This window comes from Deinococcus rubellus (assembly GCF_025244745.1).
Classification (GTDB): Bacteria; Deinococcota; Deinococci; order Deinococcales; family Deinococcaceae; genus Deinococcus; species Deinococcus rubellus.
Window position 1 is genome coordinate 2,233,149 of sequence record NZ_CP104213.1, and the last position, 15,720, is coordinate 2,248,868.

The 15,720-nt window shown below is 65.1% G+C and carries 14 protein-coding genes and 1 tRNA gene; 9 read left to right on the plus strand and 6 right to left on the minus strand.

From position 1 onward, the window contains the following. Positions 1-51 precede the first annotated feature (51 nt). Both N0D28_RS11505 and N0D28_RS11510 read right to left on the minus strand, forming a co-directional pair. Entirely contained in the window at positions 52-726 is a 675-nt protein-coding gene (locus tag N0D28_RS11505; RefSeq protein ID WP_260559658.1) for a DUF3108 domain-containing protein, read from the minus strand. Beyond that, positions 723-1,895, minus strand: coding sequence for a phosphopentomutase (locus N0D28_RS11510; RefSeq protein WP_260559659.1), 1,173 nt, complete (start codon positions 1,893-1,895; stop codon positions 723-725). Before N0D28_RS11510 ends, N0D28_RS11505 begins: the two co-directional genes overlap by 4 nt. Positions 1,896-1,993: 98 nt before the next feature. On the opposite strand from N0D28_RS11510, the gene lptB reads away from it, so the two are divergent. Both lptB and N0D28_RS11520 read left to right on the plus strand, forming a co-directional pair. Next, positions 1,994-2,776: an LPS export ABC transporter ATP-binding protein gene (lptB, locus tag N0D28_RS11515; protein WP_344982569.1), complete on the plus strand. Its 783-nt coding sequence runs from the start codon at positions 1,994-1,996 to the stop codon at positions 2,774-2,776. Between the two features lie 18 nt (positions 2,777-2,794). Continuing rightward, complete coding sequence (locus tag N0D28_RS11520) at positions 2,795-4,672, plus strand: DUF3084 domain-containing protein (protein ID WP_260559660.1); 1,878 nt, start codon at positions 2,795-2,797, stop codon at positions 4,670-4,672. Positions 4,673-5,158: 486 nt separating this feature from the next. Here N0D28_RS11520 and N0D28_RS11525 read toward each other — a convergent pair whose 3' ends face one another. Continuing rightward, on the minus strand, positions 5,159-6,355 hold the full coding sequence (locus tag N0D28_RS11525; RefSeq protein WP_260559661.1) for a sugar ABC transporter substrate-binding protein: 1,197 nt from the start codon (positions 6,353-6,355) through the stop codon (positions 5,159-5,161). A 289-nt stretch (positions 6,356-6,644) separates the two neighbouring features. Between N0D28_RS11525 and plsY the strand changes: the two genes are divergently transcribed. From plsY to N0D28_RS11540, 3 genes are all read left to right on the plus strand, one after another. Continuing rightward, entirely contained in the window at positions 6,645-7,238 is a 594-nt protein-coding gene (plsY, locus tag N0D28_RS11530) for a glycerol-3-phosphate 1-O-acyltransferase PlsY (protein ID WP_260559662.1), read from the plus strand. A 135-nt stretch (positions 7,239-7,373) separates the two neighbouring features. Further along, entirely contained in the window at positions 7,374-7,676 is a 303-nt protein-coding gene (locus N0D28_RS11535; RefSeq protein ID WP_260559663.1) for a hypothetical protein, read from the plus strand. Positions 7,677-7,858: 182 nt separating this feature from the next. After that, positions 7,859-8,890, plus strand: a complete 1,032-nt coding sequence (locus N0D28_RS11540; RefSeq protein WP_260559664.1) for an aspartate-semialdehyde dehydrogenase — start codon at positions 7,859-7,861, stop codon at positions 8,888-8,890. Between the two features lie 161 nt (positions 8,891-9,051). On the opposite strand, the gene N0D28_RS11545 is transcribed toward N0D28_RS11540, so the two are convergent. Then, positions 9,052-10,842, minus strand: a complete 1,791-nt coding sequence (locus N0D28_RS11545; protein ID WP_260561887.1) for a 30S ribosomal protein S1 — start codon at positions 10,840-10,842, stop codon at positions 9,052-9,054. A 283-nt stretch (positions 10,843-11,125) separates the two neighbouring features. Here N0D28_RS11545 and N0D28_RS11550 point away from each other — a divergent pair. The 4 genes from N0D28_RS11550 (at position 11,126) to N0D28_RS11565 (ending at position 14,265) form a co-directional block, all read left to right on the plus strand. Then, a tRNA-Gln gene (locus N0D28_RS11550) sits at positions 11,126-11,199 on the plus strand. 145 nt (positions 11,200-11,344) lie between these two features. Further along, positions 11,345-12,304, plus strand: a complete 960-nt coding sequence (gene trxB / locus N0D28_RS11555; RefSeq protein ID WP_260559665.1) for a thioredoxin-disulfide reductase — start codon at positions 11,345-11,347, stop codon at positions 12,302-12,304. Positions 12,305-12,327: 23 nt separating this feature from the next. Then, a complete protein-coding gene (locus N0D28_RS11560) occupies positions 12,328-13,071 on the plus strand; it encodes an RluA family pseudouridine synthase (protein ID WP_260559666.1) in 744 nt (247 codons plus the stop codon). A 21-nt stretch (positions 13,072-13,092) separates the two neighbouring features. Then, the gene (locus tag N0D28_RS11565; protein WP_260559667.1) at positions 13,093-14,265 is read left to right on the plus strand and encodes a MalY/PatB family protein; all 1,173 of its coding nucleotides are present in this window, start codon (positions 13,093-13,095) and stop codon (positions 14,263-14,265) included. A 15-nt stretch (positions 14,266-14,280) separates the two neighbouring features. Here N0D28_RS11565 and N0D28_RS11570 read toward each other — a convergent pair whose 3' ends face one another. Next, entirely contained in the window at positions 14,281-14,763 is a 483-nt protein-coding gene (locus N0D28_RS11570) for a hypothetical protein (protein WP_260559668.1), read from the minus strand. 109 nt (positions 14,764-14,872) lie between these two features. Continuing rightward, a complete protein-coding gene (locus N0D28_RS11575) occupies positions 14,873-15,682 on the minus strand; it encodes a Cof-type HAD-IIB family hydrolase (RefSeq protein WP_260559669.1) in 810 nt (269 codons plus the stop codon). Positions 15,683-15,720 lie beyond the last annotated feature (38 nt).

Here is a 15,720-nt window from a genome sequence, read left to right on the forward strand (position 1 = left end):
GGGTTTGGGAGGCAGTGGCGGGCAGGCGCTCAGTCCAGAAGCGGTGCAGGTCTAAGCTCTGCGCCGCCGGGGTTTGTCTGATTTTTCGGGGCGGGCCTCTTCCTTGCGCCGGGCCTCAGGCTGCAAACTGGCGTCCACCGGGCCGAAATCGGTGGGCTGCACCAGCCGCAGCAATCGGTAGGGCGCGTCCAGCTCGCTCGCCACATAAGCGCCGCCAGGGCGCAGGTAAAAGGCGCGGGCCAGCTGCCCCCCCACCTCGGCGTCGGGCAGCGGCTGCACATGCACCGCGCCGCCGGTCAGGGCCGCCCGCCAGAGCTGGGTGGGGGCGTCAGGACCGCGCAGGGCCATCACCAGACTGACCGGGTCATAGTGCGGGGTCAGCAGCGGGGTACTGGCCTCCTCGCGGTTGTGACGCAGGGTGATCATGGCCGTCTCATGGTCGAAGAAGGTCTCGAAGTGCGGCTTGTTGCGCCCCTCGCTCTCCGCGTAGCTCAGACTCGAACCGTCGGAGAGATACCGCGACACCTGCACCTTGCGGACCACCGGCAGCACACCACCGAAATCAGTCTGCACGCGGGTCTGGTAACCACTGCCAGCAGCGCTGAACTTCTCCGGCTGGGTCTGCCACACCTGCTCTCCGGCGAATCTCCCGCCCAGCGTCAGGGTCAGGCGCAGCGACTCGTTCCCCAGCCAGCGCGAGAGGGAGGGGCAGGCCGCCTGGTTCACCGGATCAGGCTCCAGAAACTCTGGCCGGGGCCGTCCCAGGCCACCTTCAGCGCCTCGGCCACCGTTGCGCCGATGTCGGCGAAGGTCTCGCGGTCGCCCAGCGCGACGCCCACACCGCTGCCGCCGGGGCGGTAGGCCAGCAGCAGGCCGTGCTCGCGGGTGTGGTCGGTGCCAGGCCAGGTGGGGTCGTTGCCGTGATCGGAGATCAGCAGCAGGCAGCCGCCCTCCGGTACGCTGGCCAGCAACTCCGGCAGCGCATCGTCGAAGGCACGCAGCGCCCCGGCGTAGCCGTGCGGGTCGCGGCGGTGGCCGAACTTGCTGTCGAAGTCCACCAGGTTGGTGAAGACCAGACCGTCGTAGGGCTGCTGCATTCGCGCCAGGGTCTTGCGAATCCCGTCGGCGTTGTCGTCGGTATGAATTTCCTCGGTGAAGCCCTGATGGTCGTAGATATCGGGAATCTTGCCGATGCCGACCACGTCCTTGCCTGCCGCTTTGAGTGAATCGAGCACGGTGGGCGGCGGCGTCAGCGAGAAGTCGCGGCGCAAATCGTTGGCCCGCTCGAAGGGAAATTCGCCCCGGAAGGGCCGGGCGATCACGCGGGCCACGGCGTACTCGCCCTGCAAGATGTCGCGGGCTGCCTGGCACCACTGATAGAGGGTCTCAATCGGCACCCTGTCCAGGTGCGCAGCGATCTGGAACACGCTGTCGGCGGAGGTGTAGACAATCGGGTCGCCGGTTTTGAGGTGCTCAGGGCCGTAGTCGGCAATCACCTGCGTGCCACTGTAAGGCTGGTTGCACAGATAGCCGGTGCCGGTGGCCGCCGTGAAGCGCTCCATCACAGCAGGCGGAAACCCCTGGGGAAACACCTGGAAAGCGTGTTTGAGCTGCACCCCCATAAACTCCCAGTGGCCAGTGGAGGTGTCCTTGCCGGGGCTAACTTCCTTCAGGCGGCCAAAGCTGCCGCTTGAGGGCTGGTCGGCGGCGGGTGCTCCGGCCCGCAGGTCGAGGGTGGGCAGGCGGCCCAGCCCCAGCGCCATCAGGTTGGGGAGCTGCACGCCGCTGGCCCCCAGGGTGTGGTTGAGGGTGTGCGCTCCCACGTCGCCGAAGGCCTGCGCGTCGGGCAGCTCGCCTGCGCCCACCGAATCCAGCACGATGATCGAGAACTTCATGGGGGCAGTCTAGTTCATCGGCCCGCCACCGCGACCCTCCCCCGGCCCCTGTCACCCTGCTCACCGCCCTCAATTTTGGCCGTGCTAGGCTCATTGACGTGACCGTTGCCGCCCCCAAACCGACCTCCAGACCCGACTACAGCGCCCCCGGTGCTCAGGCCCACTTCGAGGCACGCGGCCTCAGCAAAACCTATGGTCGGCGCAGCGTGGTGCGCGGCGTGGACCTGCGCGTCACGCGCGGCGAGATCGTGGCGCTGTTCGGCCCCAACGGTGCGGGCAAGACCACCACCTTTTACATGATGGTGGGTTTCGTTCGCCCTGGCGGCGGCAGCATCACCTTATCGGGCCAGGACGTGACCCGGTTGCCGATGCACCAGCGCGCCCGGCGCGGCATCGGTTATCTGCCGCAGGAACCCAGCGCCTTTCGCAAGATGAGCGCCCGCGATAATTTACTGGCGATTCTCGAATACCAGAACCTCAGCAAGGCCGAGCAGGAGCAGCGGGCCGACAGCCTGCTCGAAGAGTTCGGCCTGAGCCACCTGGCCCAGTCTCAGGCCTACCAGCTCTCGGGCGGAGAGCGGCGTCGCCTGGAACTGGCCCGCGCGCTCACCACCGACCCGGACTTCTTGCTGCTCGACGAACCGTTCACCGGGGTCGACCCCAAGAGCATCCGCGAGATTCAGCGGCTGATCCGCGAGCTGCGTGACCGCCGGGGCATCGGGGTCTTTATCACCGATCACAACGTGCGCGAGACGATTGCCCTGTGTGACCGGGTCTATCTGATGTACGACGGCGAGGTGAAGTTCGAGGGCACCCCCGAAGCGTTCGCCCAGGACATCGAGGCGCGCAACCACTACCTCGGCGACGACTTCGAGCTGTAAGGACAAGGCGAGACTGCCGTGCTGCTGGGCTTTCTGATTTTCGTGGTGCTGCTCTCGGGCCTGGTGGCCTACAGCGCCGACACCATTGCCCGCAAGGCCGGGCGCAAGCACCTGCGTCTCTTCGGAATGCGGCCCAAAACCACCGCACTGATCGTGGCGGTGGCGTCAGGCATGGGCATCAGCCTGGCCTCGGTGCTGGCCTTCGGGCTGCTCAACCGCACGGCCATCAACAACATCACCCAGGCCGACAAGCTGCGCATCGAACTGGGGCAGCTCAAGAAAGACGTGAAGGCCACCACCGCTGACCTCAAGCTGGCCGAGCAGGAGCGCGACACGGCCAACCGGCGGGTCAGCGAATCCAAACAGGAAACTGCCTCGGCCCTCTCGAATCTGGGCAGCGCCGAGACCAAACTGAAAAGCACCCAGGCGGCCCGCAGCAAGCTGGAGGGCGAGGTGGGCAACCTGCAAACCCGCATCCAGCAGCTCTCTGCTCTCAGAAGTACCCTGGAAGCCCAGGCGGCCAAAAACCAGCAAGCGCTCGGCACCTCGCAGCAGGCGCTGCAAAACAGCCGCAAGCGCGAACTCGACCAGGAAGCGCGGGCCAATCTGCTCGGCACCCAGATCGTCGAACTCGACCAGAGCAGCGTCAAGGCGCAGCAGCAGGCCCGCGCCGCACAGGATCGGGCGGCGGCGCTGCAAAGCCAGATTCAGGCCCTGGAAACCCAGACCGCTGGTCTGGCGCAGCAGACCAGCGCGCTGGAAGCCAGCCGCGCCAAGGTGCAGGCCCAGTTGCAGGCTGCCCAGCAGAGCCGCGACAGCGCCCTGGCCGAGCGCCTGAAAGCCGAGGCCGATCTGGACAGCGCCCGCAGGGAGCGCGACGCCCTGCAACAAGACCGCCAGGCCGCCCTCTCGGCCCGGAACACGGCCCTCTCACAGCGCGACGCCGCTGGCCGCCTGCGCGACCAGGCAAACGCCGCCAGAGACACCGCCAACACCGTACGCGCCCAGGCCATCCAGTCGCGTGACAGCGCCCTGCAAGCCCGCGACGTGGCCCAGGCCCAGCGCGAGAGCCTGGCCGCCGAGCGCGACGCCCTGGTCAAGCAGCGCCGCGACCTGATGGCCCAGCGCGACGCCGCCGCCCAAGACCTGGGCAGCATCCGCCGCGAACTCCTGAACTTGCAGAGCATGATCGGCACCCTGGAAACACAGCGTCAGACCCTGAGTGCCGCCAACAGCACCCTCAGGAATAACCTCAGCAGCGCCCAGGCCAACCTCTCCAGGCTGGAAGTCGATTACTCGCGCACCAACAGCGAGCTGAGCGCCAGCCGCAACACCGACCTGATCTACAGCCGCAACGATCTGGTCTACGCCGGGGTGGTGGCGAGCGTGCGCAACGTGCCAGATTTCCTGAACGCCGTCGCCGCCGCTGCCCAGAAGCAGGGCGCACGCGGCACCCCCGCTGCCCGGCTCTCGCCGGATGCCCGCGCCCAGCTCGACACCAAGCTGCGCGGCCTGAACACCAACACCTTCGTGCAGTGCCGCGCCGCCGTCAACGTGGCAAGCGGCTTTCCGGTGGACCTGAGCTGCGACGCCCGGCCCCAGACCGTCCTGTTCCGGCGCGGCCAGATCATTCGCCAGACCACCATCAATCTGCAACGCGGCACCGACAACCTCAGCGCCCAGCTCACCGACCTGATCCGCGACACAGTGTTCGACCTAACGACCAAGGGCGTGCCGCTGGAATACATCAGTGACCTGGGCCTGAGCGACAGCGAGCGCCTCGACGTGCTGGGCAAACTCGGCGCGCAGAGCGGCGCGACGGCGGTGGTGGGCCTGGCCGCCCACGACGACATCCGCCCCGGCGTGCCAGTGGACTTGTATCCGGTGCTGAAGTGAGGACCGTATTCCTCAGGAGTTGCACCTGCATAATCAGAATAACCTGCTCTGGGCGCGAAAATATTGCTTCGGTATCCTAGCCAGTTTGACTCAACTACGTCAGTAAGAGAGTCAAGGGAGAGCTTAGATCGCCTTACCTAACTCAAGAAGCCAACAGCTTTGAATGTTGTGGAACGGTGTTCTTCTGAGGTCAATCCGCACCAACCTACCTGAGATCACAATGTAAAATTCTCCGTCCAGGACAGCATTCTTGCTCTATGCAGAGGTGCAACTTCTGAGTATTCGCAGGACGCAGAAAAAGCGCTGCGAGCCATTCGGCGCAGCTCTTATCGAACGCTGAAGTCATCCGGCCTCCGGCTTATTCTCCAGGCAGAACTGCCTCTTAGTCAGCACAGCAACCTGCCCGCTGGTCAGATTTCCAGACGTTTGTCTCACCAAAAAAGTAAGCGCCCCACAAACCAGCGGGGCGCTTACTGAACTCAGACTTTACTTGATGTTGCTGTTGATTTCCTTGACGGCGCTGTCGAGGATGCTGGAGTAGTTGGGGTTGGCTTTCTGCACACTCTGGGCTACGGCGTTGCTCCAGGGTCCCCAGACGGCGCTCATCTGCGGCACGTTGGGCATCGGGGTGCCTGCGCTAATGGACTTGCCGAAGCCCGCCACCACCGGATCGGCCTTGAGCTTCACGCGGGCCGACAGGCTCACTGGGATGCGTCCCCCGGCCTTGTTGAACGAGATCTGGGCGTCGCTGCCGACCAGTTGCTTGGCAAACTGCGCCGCCGCCACCTTGTTCTTGCCGTAGGCATTGAGCATCACGCCCTGCACGCCGACGAAGGGCGACCACTTGTTGGGTGCACCGGTGGGCGCGGGCAGTGGCGCGATGCCGTAATCGATATTGGCCTTCTTGATATCGCCCATGTCCCAGGGTCCGGTCAGCAACATGGCCAGGCGGCCCTGCACGAAGGCGTCCTTGGCCACGCCGCCGTCCACGCCCTCGGGCACCAGGTTGTACTTGTAGCGCAGATCGTTGAGGGTGGCCACCGCTTTGTCGGACCCAGCGTTAGACAGGCCCACGTCCTTGACGTTGACGGTGCCGCCCGTGTTCTTGAAGACGTAGCCGCCGAAAGCGCTGAAGATGCCGTAGTTCACGTAAGCGTTCGACAGGTCGGCCAGAAAGCCGAATTTGCCGTTGCCAGTATTGGCCTGCGCCGCCTTGATGAACTGATCCCAGTTGGTCGGCACACCGCCGGGCAGCAGCTTCTTGTTGTAGATCACCGCGACAGCCTCGGCGAACATCGGCAGGGCGAACAGCTTGCCCTGGTAGGTCATGGCGCTCACTGCCGTTTTGTCGAGGTCACTCTTGGACAGCACGTACTTGTCCATCGGCTCAATGACGCCCGCTGCTGCCAACTGGCCCAGGCGGTCTTGCGGCAGGGTCACGACCACGTCGGGTCCCTGACCCTTGGGGGCACTCTGAATCAGCTTGTCAGGAATCTGGTCAAACGGCACACTGACGATCTGCACGGCGTTGCCGCTCTGTTTGGTGTAGGTGGCAGCCTGGGCCTTGAGCCAGGTCAGCTCGGCGTCGCCGAAGTGGGTCCAGACCGTCAGACTGGCCGCCGAAGCGTTGCCCAGCAGCGCCAGCGAGACGAAGATAAAAGCGGATTTCGCGGTCTTTTTCATAACACTCCTTGAGGGCGGATTGAACCGCTTCCAGTCTGTCCATGTTGCCCAGGGGGAATGGCCGTCCTGGTCTGTACCCCCGTCAGATTGATTGGGCCAGATGGTGAGGGAACAGAGCTGTGAAATGATGTTTGTTCGGCCAGTAGTATACGCCTCCACCCGGTCCAGGGCAACGCGGCCCAGGCCACAAAATCCCCGTGAACCGTTCAGTGCTGCCAGGCCCTGCGCCGCCCGCTGGCCTGCACCCCGCACGCCAGCAGCAGCCCGGCGGGCGCGTACAATCGGGAGCGTGATCCTGCACACCCTGCTGGCCCTCGTCCTCAGTTACTTGCTGGGTGCCCTGCCCGCCGCCGCCTGGATAGCGCGCTCGCGGGGCATCGATATCCGCACAGTAGGGTCCGGCAATGCCGGGGCCACCAATGTGCAGCGCACCCTGGGCTGGGGACCGGGGCTGGGCGTGGCCCTCTTCGACGCGGCCAAGGGAGCAGCAGCGGTGCTGCTGGCACGCTGGCTCGGCCTGCTGCCGGAGTGGGCAGCGGTCTGCGGCATTATGGCCATGCTCGGCCACAATTACAGCGTTTTCCTGGGCTTCAAAGGCGGCAAGGGCGTGGCGACCAGCCTGGGCACCATCGTGGCCATCGATCCGCTGGTGGGCGCGTGCGTGCTGGTGCTCGGCATCTTCACCGTCACCGTCACCCGCTACGTCTCGGCGGGCAGCTTGATCGGCGGTGCAGTGGCCGTCACCACCGCTGCGGCGCTGGGCCGCCCCGCCTGGGAAGTGCTGCTGCTGCTGGCGCTATGCGGGCTGGTGGTGTGGCAGCACCGCACCAATATCGAGCGCCTGCAAGCCGGAACCGAGCGCCATATCGGCAAGAAGGGCTGAGCGCGCCGAAATCCATACCGTTACCCCGAGTATCAAAAAAGTGAAATGAGGGCGGGCGATTGAAAGTGGAGCGCGCTATCATGGCCGCATTACTTCAACACATGGCGGCGAGACGTTTAAGCCGCTCGGGAGCGTATGCCTGTCACCATTCGGATTTATGGGAAGGAAGCTCAGTTCAGTGGAGGGTGCTGGAATTGCGACGACGACGGCGTGCTGGCGATGCTCGATGCGCTGGCCGATCCGCGCGCCCTCACCCCCGACGCTGAGCATGAACACGCCCTCTACTGCGCCGGGAGATTCGGCGGCGCGGTGTGGACCGGCAACGACTGGCAGCCTATCGGCTTACCAGAACCGGAAATGAAAATCGAGGGCTACAGTCCGCCCGCGCCGCGCCAGGAACGTGGCAGTTGGTTGCCCTGGGGCCGCAAGAAGCGTTAAGCCGCTTGACGCCCCGTCTGGGAGCCGCTACCGTGAGGCCATGCCCTGCCGGACTGTGGCCTTGATTCCTACCATTCGGTAGCGGCCCGCAGCATGCAGCGCCGCCCGCCCTTCATTTCGGCGGGCGTTTTCCTTTTCCGCGTTTCCCACTCGCCTCATACTGCTTTTCCCCTGGAGAACTTATGCGACTTGCCATTGTCGGAGCCACCGGAGCTGTCGGACATGAACTTTTGCGCGTGCTGGAAAAGAGCAGCCTCCAGTTCGACCACCTTGCCCTCTACGCCTCGCCGCGCTCGGCGGGAAGCACTTTGATGTTCAAGGGGGAGCCGCTGACGGTCCAGGCCACCCCCGATGGCCCAATCGACGCCGACGTGATTCTGGCCTCGGCAGGCGGCAGCGTCAGCAAAGCACTGGCCCCCGTCTGGGTCAAGGGTGGCGCGCTGGTCATCGACAATTCCAGTGCGTTTCGTTACGACGACGCCGTGCCACTGGTCATTCCCGAGGTCAACGGCCAGGCCGCGCTGAAACATCAGGGCATCATCGCCAACCCCAACTGCACCACCGCCATCGCTGCTGTGGCCGTCTGGCCGCTGCACCAGCGCTACGGCGTCAAGCGGATGATCGTCAGCACCTACCAGGCGACCAGCGGCGCGGGCGCGAAGGGCATGCAGGAACTGGAAACGCAGACCCACCGGCTGCTGCACGGTCAGGCAGCCGAGGCCGAGGTGTTCGCCCACCCGATTCCCTTCAACGTCATTCCGCACATCGACAGCTTTCAGGACAACGGCTACACCAAAGAAGAAATGAAGGTGGCCTGGGAAACCCAGAAAATCTTTGGCGAGCCGGATCTGGTGGTGAGCTGCACGGCGGTCCGCATCCCGACCATGCGGACGCACTCCGAGGCCATCACCCTGGAACTCCATCACCCCGCGACGCCAGACGAGGCCCGCGAACTGCTCCGCCATGCGCCCGGCGTGGAGGTGCGCGACGACCCCGCCGCCCAGCTCTACCCGATGCCTCTGACGGCCAGCGGCAAGTACGACGTGGAGGTGGGCCGCATCCGCGCCAGCCTGGCCTTCGAGGGCGGTCTGGAGCTGTTCGTCAGCGGCGACCAGCTCCTCAAGGGCGCAGCGCTGAATGCCGTGCAGATCGCCGAGTACTTGCAGGAGCAGGGCGCACTCGGCCAGCCGACCAGAGCCACCGCGCTGAGCTGAAGGGAGCAGTCGGAAGAGCCTGAGCAACTATTGCTCAGGCCCTTTCTTTTTGCGGCGGTTCATACAGCAGGCACGGCGGCCCTGAGCAATCCGAAACCAAGCACAAAAAACCGGAAAGGCGCGTGGCCCTTCCGGTTTTTAAGTGGCGTTCTGCTGAAGCGTTACTCGCTCTGCTTCTCGCCCTCGGTAGTGCTGGCGGGCACAGCAACGTCGTCCTTCTTTTCGCTGCTCAGCCCGAACTGCGCAAACAGATCGGCATATACGTCACCGAGCTTGGTGCTGATCTTGCCGCCGCCCTGCTGGGCGTCCTTGGCATTGAAGCTGTACTCGAAGTCGCCGCCCCGGCGTCCACCGCGTCCGCCGCCGCCGCTACGGCCACCGGCAGGGCCGCCGCCAAAGCTGGGGGTCCGGCTGCCGCCGCCCTGCGAGACGAAGTCGCCGCCGCGTGCCGGTGCGCCGCCCAGGGCACGCCGACGCGACAGGCTGGCGCGCTGCTCGACCGGGTCGATATTCAGGATGACGGCTTCGATGTCGTCGCCCTTCTTGAACAGGTCAGCCGGGTTGTTGACGCGCTGCAGATCGAGTTCGCTGATGTGAATCAGACCCTCGATGCCTTCCTCGATTTCCATGAACACGCCGAAATCGGTGAGGCCCGTGACCTTGCCCTTGACCGGCGTGCCGGGGGGGAAACGGTCGGGGAGGCTGCTCCACGGATCGTCGGTGGCCTGGCGCAACCCGAGGCTGATGCGGCGCTCCTTGGGATCAATCCGCAGGATGATGGCTTCCACCTCGTCGCCCTCTTTGAGGACTTCGTTGGGGTGGCGCACCCGCTTGGTCCAGGACAGTTCGCTGACGTGAACGAGCCCTTCCAGACCCGGCTCGATCTCCACGAACGCACCGAAGTTGGTCAGGTTGGTGACCTTACCGGTGACCTTCTGGCCGATGGAGTACTTGTCGATGGCACTTTCCCAGGGGTCGGTGGTCAGCGACTTCATGCTCAAGTTGATGCGGTCACGGCCCGGATCGACGTCGATGACCTGCACCTGCACCTTGTCACCGACCTTGACCACGTCACGGGGGTGGTTGAAGCGCCCGTAGGTTAGCTCACTGCGGTGAACCAGGCCGTCGATGCCGCCGAGATTGACGAACACGCCGAAATCGGTGATCTCGACCACTTCGCCCTCGAACTGCGCGCCGGGCTCGAGCTGGCCCATGGTGCTCTCGCGGGCCTGGGCCTTCTGGGCTTCCATGATGGCGCGGTGCGAGATGATCACTCGGTTGCGCTTGCGGTTGAGCTCAATGAGCTTGACTTCCAGCGGCTTGCCCACGTAGGGATCGAGGTCGTTGACCCGGCGGGTATCGACCTGGCTGGCCGGGAGGAAGGCCCGGATGCCGTCGATCATGGCGACCAGACCGCCGCGCACCTTCTCAACGATGTCCACCTGGAACGACTCGTCGCGCTCCTGCACACCCGCCAGCACACGCCAGCCCTTGTCCTGCTCGGCGCGCTTCTTGCTCAGCACGATCTGGCCATTGGCCAAATCCGAACGCACCACGTACGCCTCAATCGAGTCGCCGGGCTTGTACATCTGCTGGGCTTCTTCGAGCGTCACCGGCTCGTCACCGAGCTGATTGAAGGGAATGATCCCCTCGATCTTCGCGCCCACGTCTACCGCGATACCCTCGTTGCCGATGAACACAACGGTGCCGGTCACCACGTCGCCGCGTGCGGGCGCGCCGGACTCCTGGTTCTCGGTGTCGAGGGTGGCGAGGACGTCCTCCATGGTCATGGCGGGGTAATCGTCGTCGCTGCGCTCCTGACGTCCTGAGGGAACCGGGGCCGACTGAACGGGCTGCGCCTGGACCGGCTGGGCCGCTGGCTGGCTGGCCGTCTCAGCGGTGTCAGTGTTGGGAGTGCTGGCTTCAGCAGTGCTGGCCTCGGCAGTCCCCATCTCGGCGGTGGCGGGCGTGGTGGCGCTGCCCTGCGCCGTATCGGTGGTGGGCTGAATGTCCCCGGCCTGATCCGGGGTGCGGCTAACTTGGTCTTCCACTTGATGCTCCTCCTGGCAGCTCGCGCCTGCGCACGGCTAACGCCCCAGCTTACCACTTTCTAAGCGCCCCGGCAAGCAAATCTGCCGGAGTTCGGTGGCCCCGTCCCTTGACAGGTGCTGCCTCGGCCCCTATACTTCCTCACGCTGTCACCCGCCGCCGCAGGGCGAGGCGAGTGATTGTTTTTGGGGCATCGTCTAATGGCAGGACAACAGTCTCTGACACTGTCGATCAAGGTTCGAGTCCTTGTGCCCCAGCCAATTCAGCAGCGTCAGATCAGTCCGCCTTGTGCGGGCTTTTTTGTTGCCGTTTTGTGACCTGACCGGAGCTGTAGTACCGTTATCTCTGCTTTAAAAAATAAACTGTGACACCGTTGCGACAACATGCCTCTGCTAAGCTTCCAGCATGACGAACGTTCAACCTTCTCAGCACGACGTGGTGATCATCGGTGGCGGTCCGGCGGGCCTGACGGCGGCCATCTACACGGGCCGCGCCAGTCTCAATACGGTGGTTCTGGAAAAGGGACTGCCGGGCGGTCAGATTGCCCAGACCGAGGAAGTCGAGAACTACCCCGGCTTTCCCGAACCGATTTCAGGCCCCGAACTCGCCCAGCGTATGACCGATCAGGCCGAGCGCTTCGGCGCGAAAATCGAGATGGAGGAAGTGCAGCGTATTGAGCACCACCCGCACGGCGGTTTTCTGGTCACGGGTTACAGCGGCACCTACCATGCCAAGGCGGTCATTCTGGCCACCGGAGCCAACCCCAAGCGCCTCTCGGTGCCGGGCGAGGAGCAGTTCTGGGGCAAGGGGGTCAGCACCTGCGCCACCTGCGACGGTTTTTTCTACCGGGGCAAGAAAGTCGTGGTGGTGGGCGGGGGCGACGCCGCTGTGGAAGAGGGCCTGTTTCTGACCAAGTTTGCCGACGAGGTGACGCTGATTCACCGCCGCGACAGCCTGCGCGCCAACAAGGTGGCCCAGGCCCGCGCCTTTGCCAGCCCCAAGATGAAGTTCATCTGGGACACGGGCGTCGAGGAAATCATCGGTGAGGACAGCGTGCAGGCCGTGCAGCTCAAGAACCTCAAGACGGGTGAGGTGAGCCGAATGGACACTGACGGCGTGTTCATCTTTATCGGACACGTGCCCAACACCGGCTTCCTGGAAGGCGTGGTCAAGCTGCGCGAGGACGGCTACGTGGAGGTCCGCGACGACATCTACACCAGCGTGCCGGGTCTGTTCGCGGCGGGCGACATCAGCGACTACGTGTACCGTCAACTCGCCACCAGCGTGGGTGCAGGCACGCGGGCGGCCATGAGCGTGGAGCGGATGCTGGCCGCGCTGGAACTCGAAGAGAGCGCGGCGGACTGAATCCCGACTCGGGTCAGGACCAGTTGACCGCCGCCACCCCCCTCTCCGAGCGCCCGCGTATCGTCACCGAGCATCCCGACTTCTACGTGATTGCCAAGCCCGCCCGCTGGCTCACCCACCCGGTGCGCGCCCGCGTGGACGTGCCGGATGTGCTGACTTTTTTGCAACACGAAACCGGCGAGGAGAGGGTGGCCCCGCCGCACCGCCTGGACCGCGAGACCAGTGGAGCGCAGATCTTCACGCGCGACAGCGACGCGGCCCGGCGCTTCTTCACGCTGTTCAAGGAGCATCTGGTCGGCAAGTCGTATCTCGCCATCGTTCACGGCTCGCCGGAGTGGGACGAAACCGTGCTGGACGCTCCGCTGGGCTTCGTGGGCCTGTCGGAGAGCAACCACATCCAGATTCGCCAGGGGGTCGTTCCGGACGGCAAGCCCGCCGCCACCGAGTTCAGGGTGGTGGCCCGCCAACCGGGCTTCACGCTGTTGCACGCCTTTCCGCGCTCGGGACGGCTGCACCAGATCCGGGCGCACCTCTCGCATCTGGGCTTGCCGATGGTGGGCGACAAGATCTACGGGCGCGACCCGGACGTGTTCCTGGACTTCATGCAGACCGGGCAGACCGACGAGCTGACCCGGCGTCTGCTGTTGCCCCGGCAGGCGCTGCACGCCCACCGCCTGAGTTTCGGCTGGGACAGCGCACAGATGCGGGTGGAAGTGCCGCTGGCAGCGGACTTGCAGGCATTCTGGGACGGGCTGGCCGAACACTGAATTCGGCGTAGACTGGCGGGCATGACCGACCTTGCTGCCCATCCCTATGATGCCGCCTCGCCCGACCGGCTGCGCCACGCCGATAGCACCAAGTGGACCTTCTACGACGAGGACGTGCTGCCGATGTGGGTGGCCGACATGGACTTCCCGGTGGCCGAGCCGATTCTGACCGCGCTACGAGAGCGTCTGACACGCTCCATCGGCTACGCCCAGGTGACGGGCGACCCGGTCCTGAAGACGCAATTGATCGACAAACTGGAGCGCGACGGCCTGATCGGCCTCACGCCCGAAGGCGTCAGCTTTCTGCCAGGCGTGGTGCCGGGCCTTTATGCCGCCGTGCAGGCGCTGACGCAGCCGGGCGACGAGATCATGACCGTCGTACCGATCTACCCGCCGTTTCTGAGCGCCATCACCGATCACGGGCGGGTGCTGAACGCCGTGCCGCTGACTGAAAGCCAGCAGGGCTGGACGCTGGACATGGACGCGCTGGAAGCCGCCGTGACGCCCAGGACCAAACTGCTGATGCTCTGCCACCCGCACAATCCGGCAGGCCGGGTATGGACACGGGCCGAACTGGAGCAGATGGCCGACCTTGCCCTCAAGCACGGCCTCTACGTCGTCAGTGACGAGCTGCATGCCGATCTGCGCTACCCGGACGCGCCGGAGTATGTGCCGTTCGCCGCCGTGCGGCCCGAACTCGCCCAGCGCGTCGTCACGCTGACCGGTCCGTGCAAGGCCTACAACACGGCGGGCCTGGGCATCGGGGCAATGATCAGCCACAACCCAGAACTGGTGGCCCAGCTGGAAAAAGCCACCAAAGGCATCATGGGCCATGCCAGCGCCCTGAGCATCACCATGTGGCAAACAGCGTTGAGCGGCGGGGCCGAATGGCTGGCCGAGACGCTGAAATACTTGCAAGCCAACCGCGACTTCCTGAGCGAGTTCATGGCCCGCGAACTGCCGGACGTGCCGTACACGCCGCCGCAAGCGACCTACCTGGCCTGGTTCGACCTGAGAAACCACCCCCGCGCCGCCGATATTCAGAACTACCTGCTGGAAGAAGGCAAGCTGGCCCTCAACGACGGCCTGAACTTCGGCGCAGGCTATCAGGGCTTCGTGCGCCTCAACTTCGCCACCAGCCGCGAGCTGCTGCAAGAAGGGCTGACGCGGCTGGCCAGAGCTGTACGGGGCTGAGGGGAGTGCGGCGGCTCAAGGTGCGCTGAAAGCCACCTGATCCGTTGAGCGGTCATGTTCCATGGTGATGCCGAACTCGCTGATGCGGCCCAGCTGATCGAAGCCGAAAGCCACTGCCCAGACGATCTCCGGGGACTTTTCGAAGGTGGCGCTGCGAACGTAGTAGGTCACATTGCCGCGCATGTAGGTCTTCTCCCCCACCAGTTCCTTTTCCGCACCGAACTGCTCCACCCCGGTCTGGCGGTACTGGGTGAAGCCAGCAAGGTCGCCCCACTGGGCTTTCACGTCGGGCGTGAAGGCGGCCCAGATCTTGTCAAGTTTGACCGCGTAGAACTCCTTGAGCAGCGCGCGGGCGCGGGCCTCGGCGTTCTTCTCGGCCACCGTCTGGACCACAGCCGGAGGTGTAGCAGCAGTCGCAGCGGCGGCGAAAGACACGGACTCAGCGGGCAGACAGATCAGCGTACCCAGCAGCAGCAACCGGCGAATGGTGGGGTTCATGCTCCAGCGTAAGTCGGCCCGAAGCGGCCCAGCGGTCAGATGGGTGACGATTGCGACCCACCCCGCCGGAAACTGTAACAATACGTGAACGAACGCTCAAGGCTGCGACTCAGCCGATCAGCCGCTCCAGCACGGCGGCGACCCCGTCCTCGTCGTTGGTCAGGGTCAGCTCGTCCGCCGCCGCCCGGACTTCCTCATCGGCGTTTCCCATCGCCACCCCGCGCCCGGCCCAGGCCAGCATCTCGGCGTCGTTGGGCGCGTCGCCGAACGCCAGCACTTCCGAGGCGTCTATGTCCAGCAACCCGCACAGTTTCGCCAGGCCCCAGGCTTTGCTGACGCCCTCGGCCAGCACTTCCAGAAACGGCGCGCCGCTGTGGGTGACGGCAAACCCCGGCAGCTTCAGGGCACTGAGTTCGGGCAACAGTTCGCGCGGCGTCAGCGTGGGGTGCCGGACGATGAACTTGAGACTGGGCGCAGCGAGCACGGCTTCCAGCTCCGCCGCACCCATCTCGTGGGGCCAGCGCTTGTGGTCCTCGAAGTGGGCGAGGTCGGCGTAGCCCCGCTGAGCCACGAAGGTCGTTCCGCCGTCGCGCACACTGACAAACAGCACGCCCGGCACCCGCTCCGAAAGCGCCCGAGCGATAGAGCGCTGCGCGGCCTCGGTCACGTGGACTTCGAACAGCGTCTCGCCCGTGCCCAGATGCACGCCGTGCGCGCCGTTGCCGCACAGGGCATATTCGCCAAAGCCCGCTTGCCCGGCAATCATTCGCACGCCATGCGGCTGCCGGGCCGTTACCGGGACCACGTGAATGCCTGCTGCCCTCGCTGCGTCCAGTGCCCGGCGGGTGCGCGGGCTGACGCTCAGGTCGTTTCTGAGCAGCGTGCCGTCGAGGTCGGTGGCGATCAGGCGAATGGACATGCAGCGAGGATAGAGCGCCGGGGCCGTCCGCGCCCAGT

Excerpts from the sequence above, each read along its gene's own strand:
- N0D28_RS11565 (WP_260559667.1), top strand. The coding sequence starts at position 13,093 with ATGACCGACCTTGCTGCCCATCCCTATGATGCCGCCTCGCCCGACCGG.
- N0D28_RS11545 (WP_260561887.1), bottom strand. The coding sequence starts at position 10,842 with ATGGGGACTGCCGAGGCCAGCACTGCTGAAGCCAGCACTCCCAACACT.
- N0D28_RS11535 (WP_260559663.1), top strand. The coding sequence starts at position 7,374 with ATGCCTGTCACCATTCGGATTTATGGGAAGGAAGCTCAGTTCAGTGGA.
- N0D28_RS11570 (WP_260559668.1), bottom strand. The coding sequence starts at position 14,763 with ATGAACCCCACCATTCGCCGGTTGCTGCTGCTGGGTACGCTGATCTGT.
- trxB (WP_260559665.1), top strand. The coding sequence starts at position 11,345 with ATGACGAACGTTCAACCTTCTCAGCACGACGTGGTGATCATCGGTGGC.
- N0D28_RS11575 (WP_260559669.1), bottom strand. The coding sequence starts at position 15,682 with ATGTCCATTCGCCTGATCGCCACCGACCTCGACGGCACGCTGCTCAGA.
- N0D28_RS11525 (WP_260559661.1), bottom strand. The coding sequence starts at position 6,355 with ATGAAAAAGACCGCGAAATCCGCTTTTATCTTCGTCTCGCTGGCGCTG.
- N0D28_RS11510 (WP_260559659.1), bottom strand. The coding sequence starts at position 1,895 with ATGAAGTTCTCGATCATCGTGCTGGATTCGGTGGGCGCAGGCGAGCTG.
- N0D28_RS11540 (WP_260559664.1), top strand. The coding sequence starts at position 7,859 with ATGCGACTTGCCATTGTCGGAGCCACCGGAGCTGTCGGACATGAACTT.